This window comes from Methyloceanibacter methanicus (assembly GCF_001723285.1).
Taxonomy (GTDB): Bacteria; Pseudomonadota; Alphaproteobacteria; order Rhizobiales; family Methyloligellaceae; genus Methyloceanibacter; species Methyloceanibacter methanicus.
This window is the reverse complement of the sequence record NZ_LPWG01000012.1, coordinates 259,753-281,237: the sequence shown is the minus strand read 5'-3', so window position 1 is coordinate 281,237 and position 21,485 is coordinate 259,753. Positions and strand designations below refer to the sequence as shown.

General features: G+C 65.1%; 18 protein-coding genes and 2 pseudogenes. 3 read left to right on the top strand and 17 right to left on the bottom strand.

Annotated elements, in window-relative coordinates; translation table 11 throughout:
• Positions 1 to 30: 30 nt before the first annotated feature.
• Both AUC68_RS10980 and surE read right to left on the bottom strand, forming a co-directional pair.
• Entirely contained in the window at positions 31 to 639 is a 609-nt protein-coding gene (locus tag AUC68_RS10980; protein WP_069437810.1) for a protein-L-isoaspartate(D-aspartate) O-methyltransferase, read from the bottom strand.
• Between the two features lie 122 nt (positions 640 to 761).
• Positions 762 to 1,483 (bottom strand): annotated as a pseudogene (surE, locus tag AUC68_RS16030) (5'/3'-nucleotidase SurE).
• On the opposite strand from surE, the gene AUC68_RS17810 reads away from it, so the two are divergent.
• Entirely contained in the window at positions 1,403 to 1,594 is a 192-nt protein-coding gene (locus AUC68_RS17810; RefSeq protein ID WP_069437662.1) for a hypothetical protein, read from the top strand. The pseudogene surE and the gene AUC68_RS17810 sit on opposite strands and share 81 nt — an antisense overlap.
• 134 nt (positions 1,595 to 1,728) lie before the next feature.
• Here the strand turns inward: AUC68_RS17810 and serS are convergent, their stop codons facing one another.
• From serS to AUC68_RS10915, 12 genes are all read right to left on the bottom strand, one after another.
• Complete coding sequence (gene serS / locus AUC68_RS10970) at positions 1,729 to 3,021, bottom strand: serine--tRNA ligase (protein WP_069437661.1); 1,293 nt, start codon at positions 3,019 to 3,021, stop codon at positions 1,729 to 1,731.
• A gap of 72 nt (positions 3,022 to 3,093) precedes the next feature.
• Positions 3,094 to 3,915, bottom strand: a complete 822-nt coding sequence (gene tatC / locus AUC68_RS10965; protein ID WP_141701227.1) for a twin-arginine translocase subunit TatC — start codon at positions 3,913 to 3,915, stop codon at positions 3,094 to 3,096.
• Positions 3,912 to 4,406 carry a Sec-independent protein translocase protein TatB gene (gene tatB, locus AUC68_RS16990; protein WP_069437660.1) on the bottom strand — a complete coding sequence of 165 codons (495 nt, stop codon included), beginning with the start codon at positions 4,404 to 4,406 and terminating at the stop codon, positions 3,912 to 3,914. Before tatB ends, tatC begins: the two co-directional genes overlap by 4 nt.
• A 63-nt stretch (positions 4,407 to 4,469) precedes the next feature.
• On the bottom strand, positions 4,470 to 4,697 hold the full coding sequence (gene tatA, locus AUC68_RS10955) for a twin-arginine translocase TatA/TatE family subunit (protein WP_069437659.1): 228 nt from the start codon (positions 4,695 to 4,697) through the stop codon (positions 4,470 to 4,472).
• Between the two features lie 123 nt (positions 4,698 to 4,820).
• Positions 4,821 to 5,948: an ABC transporter ATP-binding protein gene (locus AUC68_RS10950; RefSeq protein ID WP_083240651.1), complete on the bottom strand. Its 1,128-nt coding sequence runs from the start codon at positions 5,946 to 5,948 to the stop codon at positions 4,821 to 4,823.
• Positions 5,949 to 6,025: 77 nt separating this feature from the next.
• Positions 6,026 to 6,742 carry an SMC-Scp complex subunit ScpB gene (scpB, locus tag AUC68_RS10945; protein ID WP_069437809.1) on the bottom strand — a complete coding sequence of 239 codons (717 nt, stop codon included), beginning with the start codon at positions 6,740 to 6,742 and terminating at the stop codon, positions 6,026 to 6,028.
• 422 nt (positions 6,743 to 7,164) lie between these two features.
• Entirely contained in the window at positions 7,165 to 8,070 is a 906-nt protein-coding gene (locus AUC68_RS10940) for a segregation and condensation protein A (protein ID WP_083240650.1), read from the bottom strand.
• Positions 8,067 to 9,116: a beta-N-acetylhexosaminidase gene (gene nagZ, locus AUC68_RS10935; RefSeq protein ID WP_069437658.1), complete on the bottom strand. Its 1,050-nt coding sequence runs from the start codon at positions 9,114 to 9,116 to the stop codon at positions 8,067 to 8,069. Before nagZ ends, AUC68_RS10940 begins: the two co-directional genes overlap by 4 nt.
• Positions 9,117 to 9,167: 51 nt before the next feature.
• On the bottom strand, positions 9,168 to 9,620 hold the full coding sequence (locus AUC68_RS10930) for an SPOR domain-containing protein (protein ID WP_069437657.1): 453 nt from the start codon (positions 9,618 to 9,620) through the stop codon (positions 9,168 to 9,170).
• 10 nt (positions 9,621 to 9,630) lie between these two features.
• Positions 9,631 to 10,980, bottom strand: a complete 1,350-nt coding sequence (locus AUC68_RS16810) for a hypothetical protein (RefSeq protein ID WP_158008296.1) — start codon at positions 10,978 to 10,980, stop codon at positions 9,631 to 9,633.
• A 210-nt stretch (positions 10,981 to 11,190) separates the two neighbouring features.
• Positions 11,191 to 12,969 (bottom strand): arginine--tRNA ligase, encoded by a 1,779-nt coding sequence (argS, locus tag AUC68_RS10920; RefSeq protein WP_069437655.1) that lies wholly within the window; start codon positions 12,967 to 12,969, stop codon positions 11,191 to 11,193.
• A gap of 61 nt (positions 12,970 to 13,030) precedes the next feature.
• The gene (locus tag AUC68_RS10915) at positions 13,031 to 14,206 is read right to left on the bottom strand and encodes a deoxyguanosinetriphosphate triphosphohydrolase (RefSeq protein ID WP_069437806.1); all 1,176 of its coding nucleotides are present in this window, start codon (positions 14,204 to 14,206) and stop codon (positions 13,031 to 13,033) included.
• Positions 14,207 to 14,319: 113 nt separating this feature from the next.
• Here AUC68_RS10915 and erpA point away from each other — a divergent pair, with 113 nt between their 5' ends.
• Both erpA and xth read left to right on the top strand, forming a co-directional pair.
• Positions 14,320 to 14,652, top strand: a complete 333-nt coding sequence (gene erpA / locus AUC68_RS10910) for an iron-sulfur cluster insertion protein ErpA (protein WP_069437654.1) — start codon at positions 14,320 to 14,322, stop codon at positions 14,650 to 14,652.
• A gap of 67 nt (positions 14,653 to 14,719) precedes the next feature.
• Positions 14,720 to 15,502, top strand: coding sequence for an exodeoxyribonuclease III (gene xth / locus AUC68_RS10905; protein ID WP_069437653.1), 783 nt, complete (start codon positions 14,720 to 14,722; stop codon positions 15,500 to 15,502).
• On the opposite strand, the gene AUC68_RS10900 is transcribed toward xth, so the two are convergent.
• From AUC68_RS10900 to AUC68_RS10890, 3 genes and pseudogenes are all read right to left on the bottom strand, one after another.
• The gene (locus AUC68_RS10900) at positions 15,483 to 16,418 is read right to left on the bottom strand and encodes a tetratricopeptide repeat protein (protein ID WP_069437652.1); all 936 of its coding nucleotides are present in this window, start codon (positions 16,416 to 16,418) and stop codon (positions 15,483 to 15,485) included. The two genes, xth and AUC68_RS10900, sit on opposite strands and share 20 nt — an antisense overlap.
• A 123-nt stretch (positions 16,419 to 16,541) precedes the next feature.
• The gene (gene ilvD, locus AUC68_RS10895) at positions 16,542 to 18,266 is read right to left on the bottom strand and encodes a dihydroxy-acid dehydratase (RefSeq protein WP_069437651.1); all 1,725 of its coding nucleotides are present in this window, start codon (positions 18,264 to 18,266) and stop codon (positions 16,542 to 16,544) included.
• Between the two features lie 318 nt (positions 18,267 to 18,584).
• Positions 18,585 to 21,319: pseudogene (locus AUC68_RS10890) on the bottom strand (valine--tRNA ligase).
• Positions 21,320 to 21,485 lie beyond the last annotated feature (166 nt).

Below are 21,485 nucleotides of genomic sequence, written 5' to 3'. Positions count from 1 at the left end.
CCCAAATCAATCGCGCGTCGCGCGCCATAGTCAGTCGCGCTTCACGCGTCCATGCACCAGCGGCACGAACCGCACGGGCAGAAGCGGCGTCTCGACCAACCCTTCCGGCGTCTTGTCGATCTGCACGAGCGATTGGGTATCGCGTGTCTCCCCGAGCGGAATGATCATCCGGCCGCCTTCCTTCAACTGATCGAGCAAGGCGGCCGGTGCGTCGAGCGCCGCGGCGGTCACGATGATGCGGTCGAACGGCGCTTGGGGCGGCCATCCCAACCAGCCGTCGCCGATGATGGTGGTGACGTTGGTGATCTTCAGCTTGGCGAGCCGCGCCTCGGCCGCTTTCTGCAGCTCACGCCAGCGTTCGACCGAGTAAACCCGGCGGCAGAGCTGCGACAGGATCGCCGCCTGGTAACCGGATCCGGTTCCGATCTCGAGCACCTTGTGGGTCGGTTTCAGTTCGAGCTTCTCGGTCATGAACGCCACGACGAAGGGCTGCGAGATCGTCTGTCCGCATTCGATCGGAAGGGCGATGTCCTGATAGGCATGCTCGGAGAAGGCTTCGTCCACGAAGAGCTCGCGGGGAATCCGTTCGATGGCGCGCAAGACGTCGGCGTCGCGGATACCACGGCGCCGGAGCTGCATGATCAGCCCGATTTGATTTTGCACGTCCGCCACCAGCGCCAGCCTCCTCCCGTATGGGGCTCACGGACAGTATCAGCCGATTCTCATAATCCCCGGTAAGGACTAACACGGTCTCCTGAGGACTATTTATCCTTTTCTTCCAAGACGGAAGCCAGATCCGGGAGGGCGCCGTGGTCGGTGAAATCGAGACAGAGCGGCGTGACGGAGATGAGATTGGCGCGGACCGCCCACAGGTCGGACCTTTCGGCGGGTTGGGACCGCGCTTGGCGATGCCGATCCAGTAATAGGCCTTGCCGCGCGTATCCATGCGGTCGTCGATGTCGAGAAGCGCGGTGTCGCGGAAGCCCTGAACGGTCGCCGCCACGCCCTTCACCTGGTCGGGATCGCAATCGGGAAAGTTCACGTTGATGACCGAGCCGGTCGGCCAGCCGGCGGCGAGCAGTTTCCGCACCAGGTCCGCGCCATGGACCATGGGCGTGTCCCAGGGCGGGATGCCGTGGTCGTAATTGTTGATCGCCTGGCTCATGGCAATCGAAGGGATGCCTAGGAGCGAGCCCTCGATGGCGCCCGCGACCGTCCCCGAATAGTTCACGTCGTCCGCGAGGTTCTGGCCCCGGTTGACGCCCGACAGCACGAGATCGGGCGGGTCGTTCTTCAGGAGATAGCGTACCCCCATGATCACGCAGTCCGTGGGCGTGCCTTTCACCGCGTAGCGGCGCTTCCCGAGCTCGCGCATGCGTAGGGGCTCGGCGAGGGTCAGCGAGTGGGACGCACCGCTATTGTCGGTCTCGGGCGCGACGACCCAGACATCGTCGGTGATGTCCGTCGCGATCTTCTCCAGCACGTCGAGCCCGGCCGCTTCGATGCCATCGTCATTGGTGATCAGGATGCGCATTTTCTCGAGTCGTTTCCGGTCCGTCCTGAGGATTCTTCACGTCTTGAGTCATACTATTAAATGCACGTCATGGCCGGGCTTGCCCCGGCCATCCACGTCTTTGCCGCCGTGCCGGGCCTTTCGTGGATGCCCGGCTCAAGGCCGGGCATGACGACGACAGAGAACACCGAACGACATGGGCATACCCGACAGCATCACCCAGAGGCTTCGATTCTCGTCAACCCGCCCATATAGGGCTGCAGTACATCCGGCACGCGGATGCTGCCGTCCGCCTCCTGGTAGTTTTCCAGCACGGCGATGAGCGCGCGCCCGACTGCGACGCCCGAGCCGTTCAGCGTATGCACGAGCCGCGCTTGCTTGGCGTCCTTCGGGCGGTAGCGCGCATTCATGCGGCGGGCCTGGAAGTCGCCGCAGACCGAGCAGGAGGAAATCTCCCGATACGCGTCCTGCCCCGGCAGCCACACCTCGATGTCGTAGGTCTTCTGCGCGGCGAAGCCCATGTCGCCGGTCGAAAGCACCACCACGCGGTACGGCAAGCCCAGCTTCTGCAGCACGGTCTCGGCGCATTTGGTCATGCGCTCGTGCTCCTCGGTGGATTGTTCCGGCGTCGTGATGGAGACGAGCTCCACTTTCGTGAACTGGTGCTGGCGGATCATGCCGCGCGTGTCGCGCCCGGCCGCCCCCGCCTCGGCGCGGAAGCACGGGGTGCCCGCGGTTACGCGGACGGGAGCTTCCGCTTCGTCGATGATGTCCTCGCGAACGAGGTTCGTGAGCGGGACCTCGGCTGTGGGAATGAGCCAATACCCCTCGCCTGCGGGAAACTGATCGTCTTCGAACTTCGGCAGCTGCGCCGTGCCGAACATGGTGTCGTCGCGCACGAGCAGCGGCGGGTTCACTTCCGTGTAGCCGTGCTGGTCCGTGTGCAGGTCCAGCATGAACTGCGAGAGCGCCGCGTCGAGCCGGGCGAGCGCGCCTTTCAGCACCACGAAGCGGGCACCGGATAGTTTCGCGGCCGTCTCGAAATCCATGAGGCCCAGGGCCTCGCCGAGCTCGAAATGCTGCTTGGGTTCGAAGTCGAAGCGCGGAATGGCGCCGACCTTGCGCAGCTCCACATTGGCGTCCTCGTCCGCGCCGACGGGCACGTCGTCCGCCGGCATGTTGGGGATGCCGGCCAATAGATCGCGCAGGGCCTGATCCTGGGCGCGCTCGTCGTCCTCGCCTTGTTGGATCGTCTCCTTGATCCCTGCCACCTCATCCATCAGACGTTTGGCTTCGGCTTCGTCCTTGGACTGTTTGGCCTTGCCGATGTCCTTCGAGGCGGCGTTGCGGCGCGCCTGCAGGTCCTGCAATTGCTGAATCGTTTCGCGGCGTTGCGAATCGAGCTTGAGGATTTGAGTCAGCGTTCCTTGCGGGTCGTCGAAACAACGGTCGGTGAGACCTTTGACGAAGGCCTCTTGGTTCTCGCGTATCCATTTGACGTCAAGCACGGGGGAAGTCTCTTTCGGGTCGTCGGCTGGTTCGAGTCTGTCGCCCCCGTATAGAGCGCGCGCCCGCCCTTGTCAGCCGGACATATGGGCCAACGAGACCTTATGAGGACGGCGCGGCCGAGGGAGCCTCGGCTTCCGCCCGCTTCTTCTCCACGAGCGTACGGCGAAGATCGAGATCTCGTAGAGCAGCAGCGTCGGCAGCGCCAAGGCCACCTGGCTGATCGGGTCCGGAGGGGTCAGAATCGCCGCCGCCACGAAGACGCCGAGAATGGCGTGGCGGCGATAGTGCGTCAGGGTGCCGGAGCCGACGAGACCGGCCCGCGCCAGAAGCGTCAGCAGGACCGGCAATTGGAAGCAGATGCCGAAGCCCAGGATCAGCATCATGATGAGGGACAGATACTCGCTCACCTTCGCCGTGAGCAGGATCTGCACCCCGTTCTCGCCCGTCTCCTGCATGGACAGGAAGAACTTCATGGCGAGCGGCATGGCGACGAAATAGACGAGCGCCGCCCCGATCAGAAACAGGATCGGCGTTGCGATCAGGAACGGCAGAAACGCCTTGCGTTCGCTGCGATAAAGGCCCGGCGCCACGAACATGTAGAGCTGCGTGGCGATCACCGGAAAGGCGATGAACACCGCGCCGAACAAGGCAAGCTTCACTTGCGTGAAGAAGAACTCCTGCGGCGCGGTGTAGATCAGCTCGATCGGCACGTCCACGCCCGCGGCCACGCGATAGGGCCACAGCAGCAGGTTGTAGATGGGCTTTGCGAACCAGAAGCAGACGATGAAGGCGACAAACGTCGCGGCGAGCGCCCATAGCAGCCGCTTTCTCAGCTCGATCAGATGATCGATGAGCGGCGCCTTGGTTGCATCGATGTCTTCGTCTTCGCTCACGGCTTCGGCTCGCCGTTCCCGTTTGCCGCGGCCTTTTTGGCCGCCCGCGGCGTCTTCTTTGCCGGCGCCTTCGTCTTGGCGGGGGCTTTCTTTGCGGCGCTCTTCCTGGCAGTCGGCTTCTTCTTCGGTGCCTTCGCTTTGGCCGGCGGCTCCGGAAGCGGTGGCTCGGCCGTTTCGGCTTGGGGCGGCGCGACGAAATCGGTCTCGCGCGCGGCCGCGGGTCCCGTCATCAACGGTTTGCCGATGGGCCGGTTCAGGTCCGGCGCGGGCCCCATATTGGCCCGGATCGCCTCGAGGTTCTTCCGCACCTCGTCGGCTTCGCTCTCGGCGATGGCTTCATTGAACTGGCGCTGGAACTCCCCGGCCATGCGGCGCGCCTTTCCGGCATAGAAGCCGATCGTGCGCATGAGCTTGGGCAGATCCTTCGGGCCGACCACCACGATCGCCACGATGGCCACCACCAACAGTTCCGACCATCCGATGTCCAGCATGGGCCTGATAAACGTGTCGTTAGAGCGCGCGCGATCCGCACGGGTCTCGCAGGACTTTCGCGCCTAGCTCGATTTCTGCTTCTCGGTCTTGCGCGACTTCGACGGCGGCACCTGCGTCTCGTGCTGGATGACCTTGGCGTCCGCCTCGCCCTCCTCCTCGTCAGCGAGACCGGACTTGAAGCTCTTGATGCCCTTGGCCACGTCGCCCATGAGATCGGAGATCTTGCCCCGCCCGAACAGCAGCACGAACAGAAGCAGCACAATCAGAATTTGCCACCAACTTGGTCCCATGACCGGCCTCCGTGGCGCTTCTCCCCAAAGGAGATGACGCCATAGGTTTCAACGATTTGGCCGCACTATGGCAGCAAAGAACACCGCACCGCAAGCGCAGGGCCGGCAGCCCGCGCGCGCCGGTTAGTCGTCGTGCGCCGGGAAGACGAGCACCGCACTTTCGTCGACGCTCACGCCGATTTCGGCGCCGCGCGCCGGCATGTCCGCCTCGCGCACCCGGGCCAGAATGGGCCCGTCGAGCCCGTCCACCGCGATCTCGAGGAGGCCGACATCGCCCAGAAAGCGCGTGTCCAGCACCCGTCCCAGGGTTCCCTCTCCGGGGTTCAAGAGACGAAGTCCGCCCTGGCGCACGCAGACGATCACCTCCGTACCGTCGGCGAAACCGCTCGCCGCGAAGCTCCCGAGCGCCGTCGCCGCCCTGCCCCCTTCCACCCGCGCCGGCAGTTCGTTCAGATCCGAAAACGTCCGCGCGGCGAAGATGTCCTTCGGCGTCCGGTAGAGCTCCGGCGCCGGGCCGGTCTGCACCACCCGGCCGCCGCGCATCAGGGCAATCACATCGCCCATGCGCATCGCCTCCTCCGGATCGTGCGTCACCACGATGCATGTGGCCCGGGACTCCCGGACAATGGCCAGGGTCTCTTCGCGCATGCTCTCCCGCAACTGCGCGTCGAGGCCCGAAAACGGCTCATCCATCAGCACCACGCCGGGGCGCGGAGCGATGGCGCGCGCAAGCGCCACGCGCTGCTGCTGGCCGCCGGAGAGGATGTGCGGATAGTCGTGCCCATATTGTCCAAGCCCCACCCGCTCCAGCGCCGCTTGCGCCTCGGCGCGCGCCTGCGGCTTCGTCAGCGAGCGGAGGCCGAAGGCGACATTGTCAAGGATCGTGAGATGGGGAAACAAGGCGAAGTCCTGAAACATCAGCCCGACGCCGCGCTTTTCGGGCGGCACGAAGCGATTGGGGCCCGCCACCTCCTCGCCGTCGATCAGCACGGCACCGCCGCTCGGCGCCTCGACCCCGGCGATGATGCGCAGCAGCGTCGTCTTTCCGCAGCCCGACGGCCCGAGCAAACAGAGGATGGTCCCCGGCTCCACTTCGAGCGACACATCGTCGAGCGCGAGGTTCTGGTCATAGCGGCGGGAGACGCCATCCACGGTGAGGCGGGCGGCGAAGGTAACGGCGGCCCTGCCGCGTCCGCTCCGGGACCGGCCATCGGCGTTTGCCCTTGCCCGCGGCTTGAAAACATTGAGCATCGCAATGGTCTACGCGACGGGGGCGCATCAACGCAACGCTACAAAGACGCGCGGCGGCCGCCCCGACCGGATGGGTCTCAGTCGCTTCGCTCTTCCGGATCGGCGTCCGCAAGCACATCGTCGTCGTTGGCACCGAGAGCCTCGTCGGCCTCGTCGTCTTCGAGCGGATCCTCGTCCTCCCGCAATTCGGCGGCGTCGTCCGGACTTGGCATCGCAAATCCAGGCGGCAGGTTCGAATCCAGAAGTCCCGCGCCCTTGAGCTCCCGCAAGCCCGGAAGGTCCTGAATCTGTTCGAAGCCGAAATGCTCCAGGAAGTCGGCGGTGGTTCCGTAGGTGACCGGGCGCCCCGGCGCACGGCGGCGCCCCCTGAGCTTGACCCAGCCGGTCTCCAGCAGCACGTCCAACGTGCCCTTGGAGGTCGAAACGCCGCGAATTTCCTCGATTTCGGCCCGCGTCACCGGCTGGTGGTAGGCAATGATCGCCAAGGTCTCGAGCGCCGCCCGGGACAGGCGCCGCTGCGCCACCGCCTGGCGCTCGAGGAGATAGGACAGGTCGTCGGCGGTGCGGAAGGCCCATTTTCCGGCCACGCGTACGAGATTGACGCCACGGCCCCCGTAAAGGCCCTGGAGTTCCTCCAGCAGCGCGCGAACGTCCTCGTCCGCCGCAAAGTGCAGGGCGAGATCGGCCTCTTTCAGCGGCTCCGGGGCGGCGAACAGAAGGGCCTCGATGATGCGCAACTTCTCCCGCCGGTCCGCCGACGGCAGCGCCATCACGTTGGACGGCAGCGGCAGCATCGGCGCATCAGCGCCCTGCTCTTCCCTGTCTGCCGTCACCTCAACTACCCTTTCCGCCTGTTCAGCCGACATTTGCACCCCCGCGCCTTTTGTTATCACCGTCTTTTCCGCCTCCGCGTGCGACACATTCGTGGACTCCCGCACGACCGCCTTCAAGACCTCGTCGAATTGCACCAGCGCCGCCTCGCTCTCACCGACGCTTTGGGCGAAGTCCGAAAAGTCGTTCAAGACCTCCGCCAGCGTTGGGGCGCCCGTCCCGGCGGGCATCCGCCCGGTGCCCTCTCGTTTCATCCGAGCGGACTTTGGTGGCGACACTTTGGGCTTCGGCATAGCGCACCCCTCGCAAGCTTGAATTCCGTCGACGCTAACCCTCGCTACTCGAACTCCAACAACGCAATCGCACGGCTCCTGAGAGCCCCTTGCTACCTCGCCTCGCTCCGGCGGCGGACCAGGAGCGGCGCGAAAGACTTCGCCTGGCGAATTTCCACCGTACCCTCGCGCGTCATCTCCAGCGTGGCGGTGAAGCTCGACGCCAGCGCCGTCCGCCTGATCTCGGGTTCCACCAGGAACTCGGCCAGGATCTGATCGAGCGGCGCCCACTCGCAGGCCATGCCCAGGAGGCGTTCCAGTTCGGAGCGCGCTTCCTTCAGCGACCAGACCGTACGCTTCTCCATATGCAGCGTGCGCACCGAATTGCGCTGGCGCTGCTGGGCATAAGCCTTCAGGAGGTCGTAGACATTGGCCTCGTACACGCTTTTCCGCGCGATGCGAATGGGCTCAGGCTCGCCGCGGGGAAAGATATCGCGCCCGAGGCGCTTGCGCGTCATCAACTGCGCCGCCGCGTCCCGCATGGCATCTAGGCGCTGCAGCCGGAAAGCCAGCATGGCCGCAAGTTCCTCGCCCGAGGGCTCGTCCTCGTCCGAAGGCTCGGGCGGCAGCAGAAGCTTCGACTTGAGGAATGTCAGCCAGGCGGCCATCACGAGATAGTCGGCGGCCAGTTCGAGGCGCAGACGTTTCGCCTCCTCGATGAACTCGAGATATTGCTTCGCCAGCGCCAGAACGGAGATCTTGGCGATATCCACCTTCTGCGTGCGCGCCATGGCGAGGAGCAGGTCCAACGGGCCCTCGAACCCCTCCACGTCCACGCGGAGTTTCTCGTCCTCGTCGGCGTCGTGCTCGATGCGTGCGTCCCACGCGGCCTCCGTGCCATCCGGCGCAGTGGCGTCCGGCGCAGAGGCTACCTGTTCAGGCTTGCCATCGCCTGTCTTGTTGTCGCCGGTCCTGCCGCCGTTCGTGGTGTCGTGCTCGGATTGTCCGTCTTCGATCATGCCTGCACCGTCGGGTCTGGTCCCACCTGCGCCACCCGCGTCTCGGCCGCCTCACTGACGAGTGCCAGCGCTTCGGCCTCGTCGAAGGGCTCAGGCGCGCCAAGGCACGCCAGCGCGCGATCGAACCGCTCCAGCGAAAGGCCGGAGAGCGCCGGCGCGGCGGCGGCGACGTCGACCATCTCGTCGAACTTGCCACTGCAGTGAAGCGCCACGTCGCACCCGCCGGCGATGACCGCGCGCGTCAGGTCCCCGGGGGTGCCCGAAAGCGCCTTCATGCCGATGTCGTCCGTCATGATCAAACCGGTGAGCCCCAATTGACCGCGAATCACTTCGTTCATTATAGCCGGAGAGAGCGTCGCGGGGTTCTGCGCGTCATAGACGGGCAACAGCACATGCGCCGTCATCGCCAACGGCGCATCCCGCAAGGCATGGAACGGCCGGAAGTCGACCGCCTCCAGGGCCTCCTTGGAAACATCGATATGGGGCAAGGACTTATGGCTGTCCGCCATGGCGCGGCCATGCCCCGGGACATGCTTGATGACGGGCAGGACACCCCCGGCCAGCATTCCGTCCATCACCGCGCGGCCGAGGACGCCGACCACTTCGGGATCTGTGGAAAAGGCCCGGTCGCCGATAATGTCGTGCGCGCCTTCCTGGGGCACGTCGATGCAGGGCGTGCAATCCACGTTGATCCCAAGGTCGTAGAGCTCGGCGGCCATGAGACGGGCTGCGGCGAAGGCCGCACGTTTGCCGGCCTCCCGATCCTTCGCATAGAGGTCGCCGAAGCAACGCGCCGGCGGCATGGCACGCCAGTATGGCGGCCTTAAGCGCTGGACCCGCCCGCCTTCCTGATCGACCAGGACGAGGACGTCCTCGGTTCCCACGGCCGATTTGAAGTCGGAGACGAGGGCCTGGACCTGGCCTGGATTGCCGACGTTTCTTCCGAAGAGAATAAGGCCGCAAGGACGCGTCTCGGCGAACAGGTCCCGTTCGGCCTTGGTCAGCGCCGTGGTCGCGCACCCGGAAATGAATGCCTTGAATGCCATGCCCCGGGGCTAGCCCCCGGACACGTTACGGTCAAGCGGCGTTTGCGCGAATTACTGCGCCATCACCAGGCAATCGCCATGGCCCTTGGACTTCAGCTGGCCGCAAAGCTTGTAGGCGGCATCCTTGTCGGCCATGGGACCGACCTGGAGCCGGTACCAGGTACCCTTGGGACCGAGATCGGTCTTGCGGACAAGCGGCTGATAATTGCCGAGCAGGCTCGGATATTTCTGCTGCGCATCGGCGAAGTTGGCCAGGGCGTCGGTCTGGCTCTGGCTGGAGCCGAGCTGCACCACATAGGAACTGGAAGCGGCGGCCGTTGCGGCGGCTGCGGCAGCCGGTGCCGCGGTGGCCACTTGCTGTCCGGCGGCAGACTGCTGGATTGCCGGAACCGGCATCATATTCGGCTGCGCCATCATGCCGTCCGCCTGCGCGGTCGCCCCCGCGACGGCCTGATCGGCCATGGCCGCGGGCGCTTGCATCGACCCGTCGGGATTGACGACCATCGTCTTGACCTTACGCGGCCCGCCATCCTCGCCGGCGGCGCCGTCTCGCGACGGAACCGGGCAATCCTGCCGTGGCGGTGGCCGGCGGCAGGGCCGGCACGGCGACGTCTTCCTGGCGCGGCACGAGGCGCTCGGACTCCGGCGTCCCCCCATTGGTCAGGCGGTCGTAGATCAGCTTGTTCTTGTGAGGAAACTCTTTGCCGCCCGGCGAGTCCGGTGCGGCTTTCACGGGGGACGCGTCCGCGGTCACGATCGGCGCATCGCCACTGCCGATACCGCCGCCACTCTGCTTGTAGGCGTATGCGAGGGCACCGCCGAGGGCAATGGCCCCCAAAAGCGCGCTGGCGACCATCACGGTGCTGCGCCCCTTGAGCGTGCCCATGACCTTGGACTTGAGGCCGCCCTCGGAGGCGTCAACGCCCGCATCCATGAAGTCGGCATCGCCGCCGGCGTCGAAGAAGCCTTGCGCGGCGGGCTGCATTCCGGCGCGCGGATCGCCAAGCGGGATCTGCGGCGCCTGGCCGTAATTGGGATCGAGGGTCTGCAATTGGCGGCTCGGATCGGCCGGCGGGACGTGGCCGTACGGCGCCCCTTGCTGATGGGGCTGCTGCGCATACATGGCCGGATCGTCCGTACCCGGCATCGGCTGGCCCGCATAGGCCTCGGGTTGTTGTGGCGCGTAGGCTTCGGGCTGATGCGGCGCAAAGGCTTCGGGCTGATGAGCCGCAAACGCCTCAGGCTGCTGCGGGGCGTAGGCGTCCGGCTGATAGGATGCCGGCGCGGCCTGGTACGCGGCCGCCGGGGCTGCGGGTTCGGGGAACGATGCGTCCTCTTCGGGGAAGCCGGCATCGGCCGCAAGCTCGTCCGCGGCCGGGGCGGCATGGTCCTCGAGACCCGCGCCAAGCTTCATGTCGCCGAAAATCGAATCCGGGAAGCCGGGGTCGACCGCGCCAAAGTCGGGAAGCTCGCGGCTCGGAGCCCCGGCCTGAGGGGCCGCGGGCGTGGCGTAGGCTTGCGGATGTTGGGGCGGTTGCTGGAAATCATGCCCGCCGGAATAGGCTTGGGGCTGTGCGGCCTGGGTCTGTGCGGCCTGGGGCTGTGCGGGCTGGGGCCGTGCAGGCTGGGGCTGAGACGCCAGGACGATGGGATGCGAGGGCGGGATCGGCAAAAGACTGCGGCTGAGGGCTGAAGGCTGCCGGCGCGGCCGCGGGGCGGCGGGCTGGGCTTGTGCCGGGGCCTGTTGGCCGCCACGCGTCACCGGGGTGAAGGACGGCATCTGCGCAAACGAGGGACCGCCGTTTCCGAAAATGGATCGCTGTCCGGGATTTGGCTGACCTGGCCGGCCGACTCCTTGAACCATGGAGGGTACCTCACTCTTTCCGGTGTTTGCCTGGCCTGTCCCCCACGATGGAACCCCAGACGTGCTTGCCGCGTTCTGCCCTTGCGCTTTAGCGCCATGGGCAAAGTTTGAATCGAATACAGAAGGTCCGGTATTTTGTCCGCCGAACCCACCATCTTGCGCGGACATGGTTACTACCCTCGAACCATCCCCGTGTTCTTAAGAGTTCAGCTAATGCAGCTCGTGCACCGCATGAACGCCGAGGATCCCCAAACCCAAGGCCAAGATCCGCTGTGTGGCTACCACAAGCGCAACACGAACACGTGTTAACTCTCGGTCACTTTGGTGAATAAAACGTAATTGTGGCAAGTCTTTGCCTCTGTTCCAAAGACCATGGAAGTCTCCGGCAAGATCGTAAAGATAGAACGCGATGCGATGGGGCTCGTGTGCTTGCGCGGCGGCCTCCACGACGCGCGGGAATTGGGCCATGCGCCGGATCAGCGTGAGGTCGCCCTCGTCGTCCAGCCGATCCAGGTCCGCTGATGCCAATTCTTCCCCCTCCAGCGCAAGGTCCGGAAATGCCTCGGCAACGTTCCGCAGGACCGAACTCGCCCGTGCGTGGGCATATTGGACGTAAAACACTGGGTTGTCCCGCGACTGCTCGGTGACCTTCGCGAAATCGAAATCGAGCGGCGCATCGTTTTTCCGGTAGAGCATCATGAACCGGACGGGACCTGCCCCGACCTCGTCCACGACCTCCCGCAGCGTCACGAACGTCCCCGCACGCTTGGACATCTTTACAGGCTCTCCGGACCTGAACAACCGAACAAGCTGACAAATCTTGACGTCGAGATCGGCGGCGCCGTCGGTGAGCGCCTTGAGGGCAGCCTGCATGCGCTTGATGTGGCCGCTATGGTCGGCGCCCCAAACGTCGATCATCGACTTAAAGCCGCGTCTGAACTTATCGAAGTGATAGGCGATATCCGCAGCGAAATAGGTGTATGAGCCATCGGCCTTGACCAGGGGCCTGTCTTGATCGTCGCCGAATTCGCTGGCGCGGAACAGCAATTGGATCCTGTCTTCCCAGTCCTCGTCCACCTTGCCCTTGGGCGGCGGCAAACGCCCTTCGTAGACCAGCCCCTTCGACTTCAGATTGGCAATGGTCTCGGCGACCTCGTCCTCGCCTTCGGTCATCGACCGTTCGGAGAAGAACACGTCGTGGTGGATGTCGAGCTGGGCCAGATCGTCCTCGATCATGCCGAGCATGGCTTTGAGGGCGACCCCCCGGACAAGCGGAAGCCATTCGGCTTCGGGCATCTCGAGCAGATCGCGCCCATGATTGTTCGCGAGGCTCTCGCCCACCGATTTCAGATAATCGCCCGGATAGAGCCCTTCCGGGATCTCCCCGATGTCCTCGCCCAGCGCCTCCCGGTAACGCAGGAACGCGGAGCGCGCGAGCACGTCCACCTGCGCGCCCGCATCGTTGACGTAGTACTCGCGCGTTACGTCGTAGCCGGCGAAGGCGAGAAGATTGGCGAGCGCGTCCCCGAACACCGCGCCACGGCAATGGCCCACATGCATGGGCCCCGTGGGATTGGCGGAGACATATTCCACGTTGACCGCCTCGCCCTTGCCTATGGCGCTGCGGCCGAATGCCTCGCCCTGCTCGAGCACCATGCGGCACACGCTGGGCCAGAAGCTCTGCTTCAGGGTGAGGTTGATGAAGCCGGGCCCCGCGATCTCCACGGACTCGACGAAGGGATCGGAGGCGAGCAAGGGTACGATGCGCTCGGCCAGCGCGCGCGGCGGCAACTTCGCTGGCTTGGCCAGCACCATGGCGGCATTCGTCGCAAGGTCCCCATGACCGGCGTCCTTGGGGGCGCTCAGGACAATCCCATCGACACTTGCCTCTATCGGCACGACGCCGTCGTGTTTCAGCTGCTGAACGGCCGCCAAGACGTGGCCGTGGAACCCAGAAAAAACGTCCATGGATGCTCCGGAAGAACTCATTTGCGCATGATCTTATCGGAAAACAGGTGCCCACTTTTCCGGATCATGCGTGGGCGCGCGACTATCGCAATTCCGGTGTCGCGTCAAACAAGCGGCGGTGTTCGGCGATGGCGTAGCGGTCCGTTTGGCCGGCAATGAAGTCGGCCACATGACGGGCCGAGGCCCGCGGATCGCCCCCGCGCGCTTCCTCGCGCCACTCCGGCGGCAGCGCCCCGGGATCGCGGGCATAGCGCTCGAAGAGTTCGACCACGATGTCCTCGGCATCGCCCATGATCCGCATCACGCGCGGATGGCGATAGACCCGTCCGAACAGGAACTTATGCAGCGCGTCGAGCTCGGTTCGCATGGGTCCGGAAAAGGCCACCATGGCCTGTTTGGCGGCCCGCACACTGTCCGCGCTCTGGGACGGCAAGTGCTCAAGGCGCTTACGCGTTTCCTCGAGCACGTCGTTGACCATGGCCGTGATCAGGCGCCGCTTCAGTTCGTAAAGGCGGCGCGCAGGCTCGAGGCCGGGATAAGCCGCATCCAGCTCGTCGAGATACCGTCCAGCCAAAGGGATGCGTCCGAGTTCGGAAAAGGTGAAGCACCCGGCGCGATAGCCGTCGTCGACGTCGTGGGCCGTGTAGGCGATGTCGTCCGCGAGCGCCGCAATCTGGGCTTCGACCGAGGCGAAGCTGTCCAGCTCGAGATCGTGGGTCGCGCAGTAGTCCAGAATGGGTTCGGCAATGGGCGCCTCTTCCGCGCGCAAAGGGCCGTTGTGTTTGACGAGGCCCTCGAGTGTCTCCCAGGTGAGGTTCAGCCCGTCGAAGTCGGCATAGATCCGTTCCAGCTTCGTCACCACGCGCAAGGACTGGGCGTTGTGATCGAACCCGCCCGCATCGGCGATCGCGGCATCGAGCGCCCGCTCGCCGGCGTGCCCGAACGGCGGATGGCCGAGATCGTGGGCAAGCGCGACGGCCTCCGTCAGATCCTCGTCGACGCGAAGCGCCCGGGCGATACTGCGCGCGATCTGAGCGACTTCCAGGCTGTGGGTCAGGCGCGAGCGGAAATGATCGCCCTCGTGGTAGATGAAGACCTGGGGTCTGTGGTTGAGGCGCCGGAACGCGGTCGCGTGCAGGATGCGGTCGCGGTCGCGCGCATAGGGCCTGCGAATGGGGCTCGCATCTTCCGCGATCCGCCGGCCACGGCTCGAGCGCACGTCCTGGGCGTAAGGCGCAAGAAGTCCCAGGCTCGCGATTGGATCGCGCTCTGCGGCTCCCTGCCGCAGATGGTCCTTCTTCCGGTGTTCGCTGATTGACAACGCCGTTGGCCGTTCGCATCTTTAGTGCACGAAGGAGTGGCTAACCGAAGATGAGCGAGCCGTCTATCACCATAAGCCAGAGCGCCGCCAAGCGCATCGTGGAACTCGTGAGCGAGGACGATAACGCGCATCTGTTCCGCGTCAGCGTCGAGGGTGGCGGGTGTTCCGGCTTCCAGTACCGCTTCGAGCTGATCGAGAACGCGGCGCCGGACGACACGCTGATCGAGCGCGACGGCGCGACCGTCGCCATCGACCCGACCTCGGTCCCCTTCATCGCCGGCTCGGAGATCGATTTCATCGACGAACTGATCGGCGCCCAGTTCAAGATCTCAAATCCCAACGCCACGGCGTCCTGCGGCTGCGGGACCAGCTTCTCGGTCTAGTGCAAAACTAGCCGGGCCCCGCGCGCAGCCGGTTGCCCCGCCCATGCGGGCATGGCTATGTGGCTGCATGAAAATCGCGACCTGGAACATCAACGGCATCAAGGCCCGTCTCGATACGGTCAGGACTTGGCTCGGTTCGGCCTCACCCGACATCGCCTGTTTCCAAGAAATCAAGAGCATGGACGAAGGCTTCCCCGCGGAGGTTTTCGAAGAGCTCGGCTACAACGTCGCCGTCCATGGCCAGAAGGGGTTCAACGGCGTGGCGCTTCTGTCGAAACTGCCGTTCGACGAGGTGATCCGCGGCCTGCCCGGCGATCCCGACGATGTGCAGGCCCGCTATATCGAAGGCGTGGTCTCGGTCCCGTCGGGGGTCGTCCGCGTGGTGAACATCTACCTGCCGAACGGCAATCCCATCGACTCCGACAAGTTCCCCTACAAACTCGCCTGGATGGAGCGGCTCAAGGCGCGGGTCAAGGAACTCCTGACCTATGAGGAGCCGTTCGTGGTCGCCGGGGACTACAATGTCATTCCGACGCCGGAGGACGTCTACGATCCGGCCGCCTGGCTCAACGATGCTCTCTTCCGGCCGGAGACGCGGGCGCAGTTCCAGAGCCTCGTCAATCTCGGTCTCACCGACGCGTTCCGCGCCTGCCACGACGAACCGCACCAGTTCACGTTCTGGGATTATCAGGCGGGTGCCTGGCAGAAGAACCACGGGATCCGGATCGACCATCTCCTGCTCTCGCCCCAGGCCGCGGACAGGCTGGTGTCCTGCGACATCGACTCAGAGCCGCGCAGCTGGGAGAAGCCCTCGGACCATGTGCCCGTGGTCATGGACCTGGCCCTGTAGAGCCCGTTCGAGGAATTCGGCAAGTCAGGAAGCAAGAGACAGCGGAGCGCGTAGGAAGCCCCTGCCCGCTACTGGAGGCGCCCATGCCGGTTTCCGAGGCACTGAAGCCGGCGGAAAGCCCCATAGCGGCGGGCGGAACCAAGTCCACCGGCCCGAGCCGCGGCCCGGAGCGCGCGGACAGCGAAGGCTGCTGCGCTGCCGGAACGGCGCGGGTCGCCGTGGGGGCAGTCGGGATGTTCACCGCCGTGGCCGTGCCGCGCGGGCCGCCCAGCCCCGGCATCAGCGCTTCGGCTTCGGCCACCGTGACGCGCTCCGCGATCGCGATCGTCCTGTCGTAGCTCTCGACGATCCATTTGGCATCGTCGCTCGAACCAAGCGCATTCTGACGCGCCAGCATGAGCAGAGCCAAGCCCTGCGCCTGCCGCTGCGCGATGCCGTCGCCACGCCAGAGCATCTCGCCCAGCACGGCTTGCGCGCCCGCATGCTGCTTGCGCGCGGCCATGGTCAGCCAGTTCGCCGCAATGGTCGGGTTCTTCTCGACGCCCGTGCCGGTCAGATAGAGCCGCCCGAGCCGGTACTGCGCTTCGGCATCGCCGAAATAGGCGCCCGCATGGCGCAGCAGCCCCGCCGCGTAGGCAGGATCGGGGGGCAGCGGCATGTCCGCGATCCCCTCGACATAGAACCGTCCCAGGGCGCAAAAGGCCTCGCCCACATAGCGCGCGATCGGGCTCGACGTCGGAACGTCCGCATACTGATCGGCAATGTGCTGATAATACTGGAAGGCCTTGGACTGGTCCTTCGGCACGGCGCCGCCCTTGGCATAGAGCCGCGCGAGCTTGAGCTGCGCCCCGAGCACGCCATGGTCGGCCGCATATTGCAGCGCCCGAAGCGCGGCGTCCGGACGGCCCGCGTCCATGGCGCTGACGCCTTGGCGATAGGCCTCCGTGGCCGACGTGTAAGGCGGCGGCGTATCCGTGCTGCTGCGCCCGCGGGCGCCAGAACGATAAAGGCGGCCAGGGCGCCACCGATCTGGGATGCGCTAAATATCGGCATAGCACTTCCCTTCCGCCGCGCCGCCCGGATGGGTCACCGCGCCTTCGCGTGCCGCGCCGACCTGCTGCGCGTATTTCCAGATATAGCCGCTGTTGAAATTCGGATCGGGCCGCGTCCAGTTCGCCGCGCGCGCCGCGAGCTCGTCTTCGTCGACCTCCAGGTCGATCCGGCCCTCGACCGCGTCCAGCGCGATCACGTCCCCGTCGCGCACGAGAGCGATCGGACCGCAGACCGCCGCTTCGGGGCCTACATGGCCGACGCAAAAACCGCGCGTGGCGCCGGAGAAGCGGCCGTCTGTGATGAGCGCAACCTTGTCGCCCATGCCCTGGCCGTAGAGTGCGGCGGTCGTCGACAACATCTCGCGCATGCCGGGGCCGCCTTTCGGTCCCTCGTAGCGGATGACGATGACTTCGCCCTCGTTATATCGTTTGGCACTCACGGCAGCGAACGCTTCTTCCTCGCTATTGAAGCACCGGGCGGGTCCGCGGAACTTCAGATTGGCCAGTCCTGCGATCTTGACGATGGCGCCATCGGGCGCCAGCGATCCCTTCAACCCCACCACGCCGCCTGTCGGTGTGATCGGGGTATCAGCAGAACGCACAACGTCCTGGTCTGGGTTCCATTCGACCTTGGAAAGATTTTCGGCGATCGTCCGTCCCGTGACGGTTATGCAGTCGCCGTGCAGATAGCCGTGGTCCAGAAGCGTCTTCATCAGAAGCGGCACGCCGCCAGCCTCGAACAGATCCTTGGCGACATAACGGGCGCCCGGCTTCAAGTCCGCGATATAGGGCGTCTTCTTGAAAATCTCGGCGACATCGAAAAGGTCGAACGGGATGCCGCATTCATGGGCGATGGCCGGCAGATGCAGCGCCGCGTTGGTCGAGCCGCCGGACGCCGCGACGACGGCCGCGGCATTCTCGAGAGAACGGCGCGTAACGATGTCGCGCGGGCGGATATTGAGCGCAAGAAGGTCCATGACCTTCTCGCCCGCCGTCATGCAGAACCGGTCGCGGATTTCGTAGGGCGCGGGTGCCCCGGCCGAATACGGCAGCGCAAGGCCGATGGCCTCGGACACGGTGGCCATGGTGTTGGCGGTGAACTGCGCGCCGCATGCGCCCGCGGACGGGCACGCCACCTGCTCCAGCTCGTCCAGATCCTTGCTCGACATGTTGCCGACCGAATATTGGCCGACGGCTTCGAACAGATCCTGGACCGTGACGGGACGTCCCCGGAACGTGCCGGGCAGGATCGACCCGCCATAGATGAAGATCGATGGGACATTGAGGCGGCACATGGCCATCATCATGCCCGGCAGGGATTTGTCGCAGCCCGCAAGACCGACCAGCGCGTCGTAGCAATGTCCGCGCATCGTGAGCTCGACGCTGTCGGCAATCACTTCGCGCGACGGCAGCGAGGACTTCATGCCCTGATGCCCCATGGCGATGCCGTCGGTGACCGTGATGGTGCAGAACTCGCGCGGCGTGCCGTCCTTGGCCACGACGCCCTGCTTCACCGCCTGCGCCTGGCGCATGAGGGCGATATTGCACGGCGCGGCCTCGTTCCAGCACGTGGCGACGCCCACGAAGGGCTGGTGAATCTGGCCGCGCGTCAACCCCATCGCGTAATAATACGAGCGATGCGGGGCCCGGGACGGCCCTTCCGTTACATGCCTACTTGGCAAACGGGATTTATCGAACGTCTTTGCGTCCATCTACCCATGCCGGCCAACAGTGGCCGCGCTGACGGTGTTCCGTCTCAGCCCAGCGTGTCAGCCAGTCGCTCCCTGGTCCGCCCCCCTCGCCTTATCTTTGCGAGTGTCTTACAGGACCAATGATCCACTGTACTGGTTTCGATTTCACAAAGTTTTATGGCGCAAACGAGGCGCAACGTCTTGGCTTTGTTGTAAATCAGCTACAGTCGAGGATATTCGCCGGTTTCGGCGTCTCCTGCCTATCGACGGCGGCCCCGAAACAAGCCTCCCGTCGATGGTATCCGACCTGCAGTGCCCGGCAGAACAGCGTCTCAGCCCCTAGAGCACCGCTTCCAGCCGCCTCAGCGCCTGTTCCAGCTTGACGGCGGTCGCCTCCGCATCGGCCTTGCGCTCGCGTTGCTCTTCGACCACGTGCTGTGCGCCCGGGACACAAATTTGTCGTTGGCGAGTTTGGCGTCGATCTGCGTGATCTCGGCGCCCACCTTGTCGATCTCGCGCTTCAGGCGGTTTGCCTCCGCATCGATGTCGATCACCCCCTGGAGCGGCAAGGCGATCGTGGCTTCGTCCAGGACGATCTGCACCGAGCCAGCCGGCGGCGTCTCGGCAAAATCGATGGTCTCGATCCGGGCGAGCCGCGACAGCGTGTCCCAGATGGGCAGCAACGCGGGCCTTGGTCGTGTCGCCGCGCCCGCGATCACCAGCGGCACCTTGGCGCCTGCGGGCACGTTCATTTCCGCCCGGACCGAGCGAACGTCGGTGACGAAGCGGATCAGCCACCCGATCTCCGCATCGGCGCTTGCGTCCTGAAGACCCTGATGGGTTGGCCACTCGGTGAGCATCAAGAGGCTCTCGCGGCGCTCTCCTTCGGGCGCGCGCTTCTCCCAAAGCTCTTCGGTGACGAAGGGCATGAACGGGTGCAGGAGCTGCAGCCCCTTGTCGAGAACGTAGGCCGCCATGGCCCGGGTCTCGGTCTTGGCTGCCTCGTCCTCGCCGGCAAAGACCGGCTTGCTGAGTTCGAGATACCAATCGCAGTAGATGTGCCAGATGAAGTGGTAGATGGCGCCCGCGGCGTCGTTGAACCGGAAGCCCTCGAGGGCCTCGGTGACGGCGGCGACGGTCCGTTCCAGCTCGCCGCCGATCCAGCGGTTCAGCGTCGTCCGCGCGCTCTTGGGATCGAAGCCTGAAACCGGGATGCAGTCGTTCATCATGGCGAACCGCGAGGCGTTCCACAGCTTGGTCGCGAAATTGCGATAGCCCTCGACCCGCGCGCCGGACAGTTTGATGTCCCGCCCTTGCGCGGCCATGGCCGCGAGCGTGAAGCGTAAAGCGTCGGCACCGTAGGCATCGATCAGTTCGAGGGGATCGATGACGTTCCCCTTCGACTTCGACATCTTCTGGCCCTTCTCGTCCCGGACCAGCGCATGGATGTAGATGTCGCGGAACGGCACCTCGTCCATGAAATGCAGGCCCATCATCATCATCCTGGCGATCCAGAAGAAGATGATGTCGAACCCGGTGACGAGCACATCGGTCGGGTAATAGCGGGCCAGCTCCGGCGTCTCGTCGGGCCAGCCGAGCGTCGAGAACGGCCACAGCGCCGAGGAGAACCACGTGTCGAGCACGTCCTCGTCGCGCGTGAGCGGTTCATCCTTGCCGTAATGTTCCTTGGCCAAGGCCTTGGCATCGGATTCGGTTTCGGCAACGAAGACCTCGCCGTCCGACCCGTACCAGGCCGGGATCTGGTGCCCCCACCAGAGCTGCCGCGAGATGCACCAGGGCTGGATGTTCTCCATCCAGTGGAAATAGGTGGCCTCCCAATTCTTTGGCGCGAAGGTGGTCCGCCCGCTCCGGACCGCCTCGATGGCGGGCTTGGCGAGCGTCGCCGCGTCCACGTACCACTGGTCGGTCAGGAAAGGCTCGATCACCGCGCCCGAACGGTCACCGTGCGGCACCGCATGGACGTGCGGCTCGATCTTCTCGAGATAGCCGTTGTTCTCCATGCACTCGACGATCATGGTGCGCGCGGCGAAGCGGAACACGCCGTTCCACTCGAGGACCTTCACTTCAAGCTGAGGCGTCATCTCAACGCCTTGCATGAAATCGCTCTCCGGCCCGATATCGAGCCGCGCGTCCTTGCTGAGCACGCTGATCATGGGCAGGCCATGACGCTTGCCCACCTCGAAGTCGTTGAAGTCGTGGGCGGGCGTGATCTTCACCGCGCCGGACCCCTTCTCGGGGTCGGAATACTCGTCCGCGACGATCGGAATGCGCCGGCCGACGATCGGCAAGATCACGTTCTTGCCGACCAGGTGCTTGTAGCGCTCGTCGTCGGGGTGAACCGCGACGGCCGTATCGCCCAGCATGGTCTCGGGCCGCGTGGTCGCGACGACGATGAAGGTCGAGGCATCGTCCGGATCGAAGGTGACGCCCTCGATCGGGTAACGCAGATGCCACAGATGGCCCTTGCTCTCGACCTGCTCGACCTCGAGATCGGAGATCGCGGTGAGCAGTTGCGGGTCCCAATTCACCAGTCGCTTGTCTTTGTAGATCAATCCGGCGCGATGGAGCTCCACGAAAACCTTACGGACTGCCCTGGACAGACCTTCGTCCATGGTGAAGCGCTGGCGCGACCAGTCGCACGAACAGCCGAGGCGTTTGAGCTGGCCGATGATCGTGTTGCCGGACTCTTCCTTCCACTGCCAGATGCGGTCGATGAATTTCTTGCGGCCCAGGGCCCGCCGATTGGGCTCCTGCCGCTCCATGAGCTGGCGTTCGACGACCATCTGCGTGGCGATGCCCGCATGGTCGGTGCCCGGCTGGCACAACACGTCGCGGCCCCGCATGCGCTCGAAACGCACCAGGACATCCTGCAGCGTGTTGTTGAGCGCGTGCCCCATGTGAAGCGAACCGGTGACGTTCGGCGGCGGGATGACGACGGCAAACGGCCGTGCCCCCTCACGGTCGCCCCGGCCCGCGGCGAAAGCGCGCGCGCGTTCCCAAGCTTGATAAACGGAGCCTTCGAAGTTCTTCGGTTGGTAGGTCTTGTCGAGCATGAACAGTCGTGAACGCCTGGATACGTGGGCCTTGAGAGAACCGCCCAGCGAGGTGGTGCCGGGCGAAAACTTGCGCCTGCGCGTCCTACGACCGCGACTTCCATGCTGTCAATGATCGTCTGTGCAGACGCGGCGGTCTGCCCCGATTCAATCGCGGTTCGCTCGT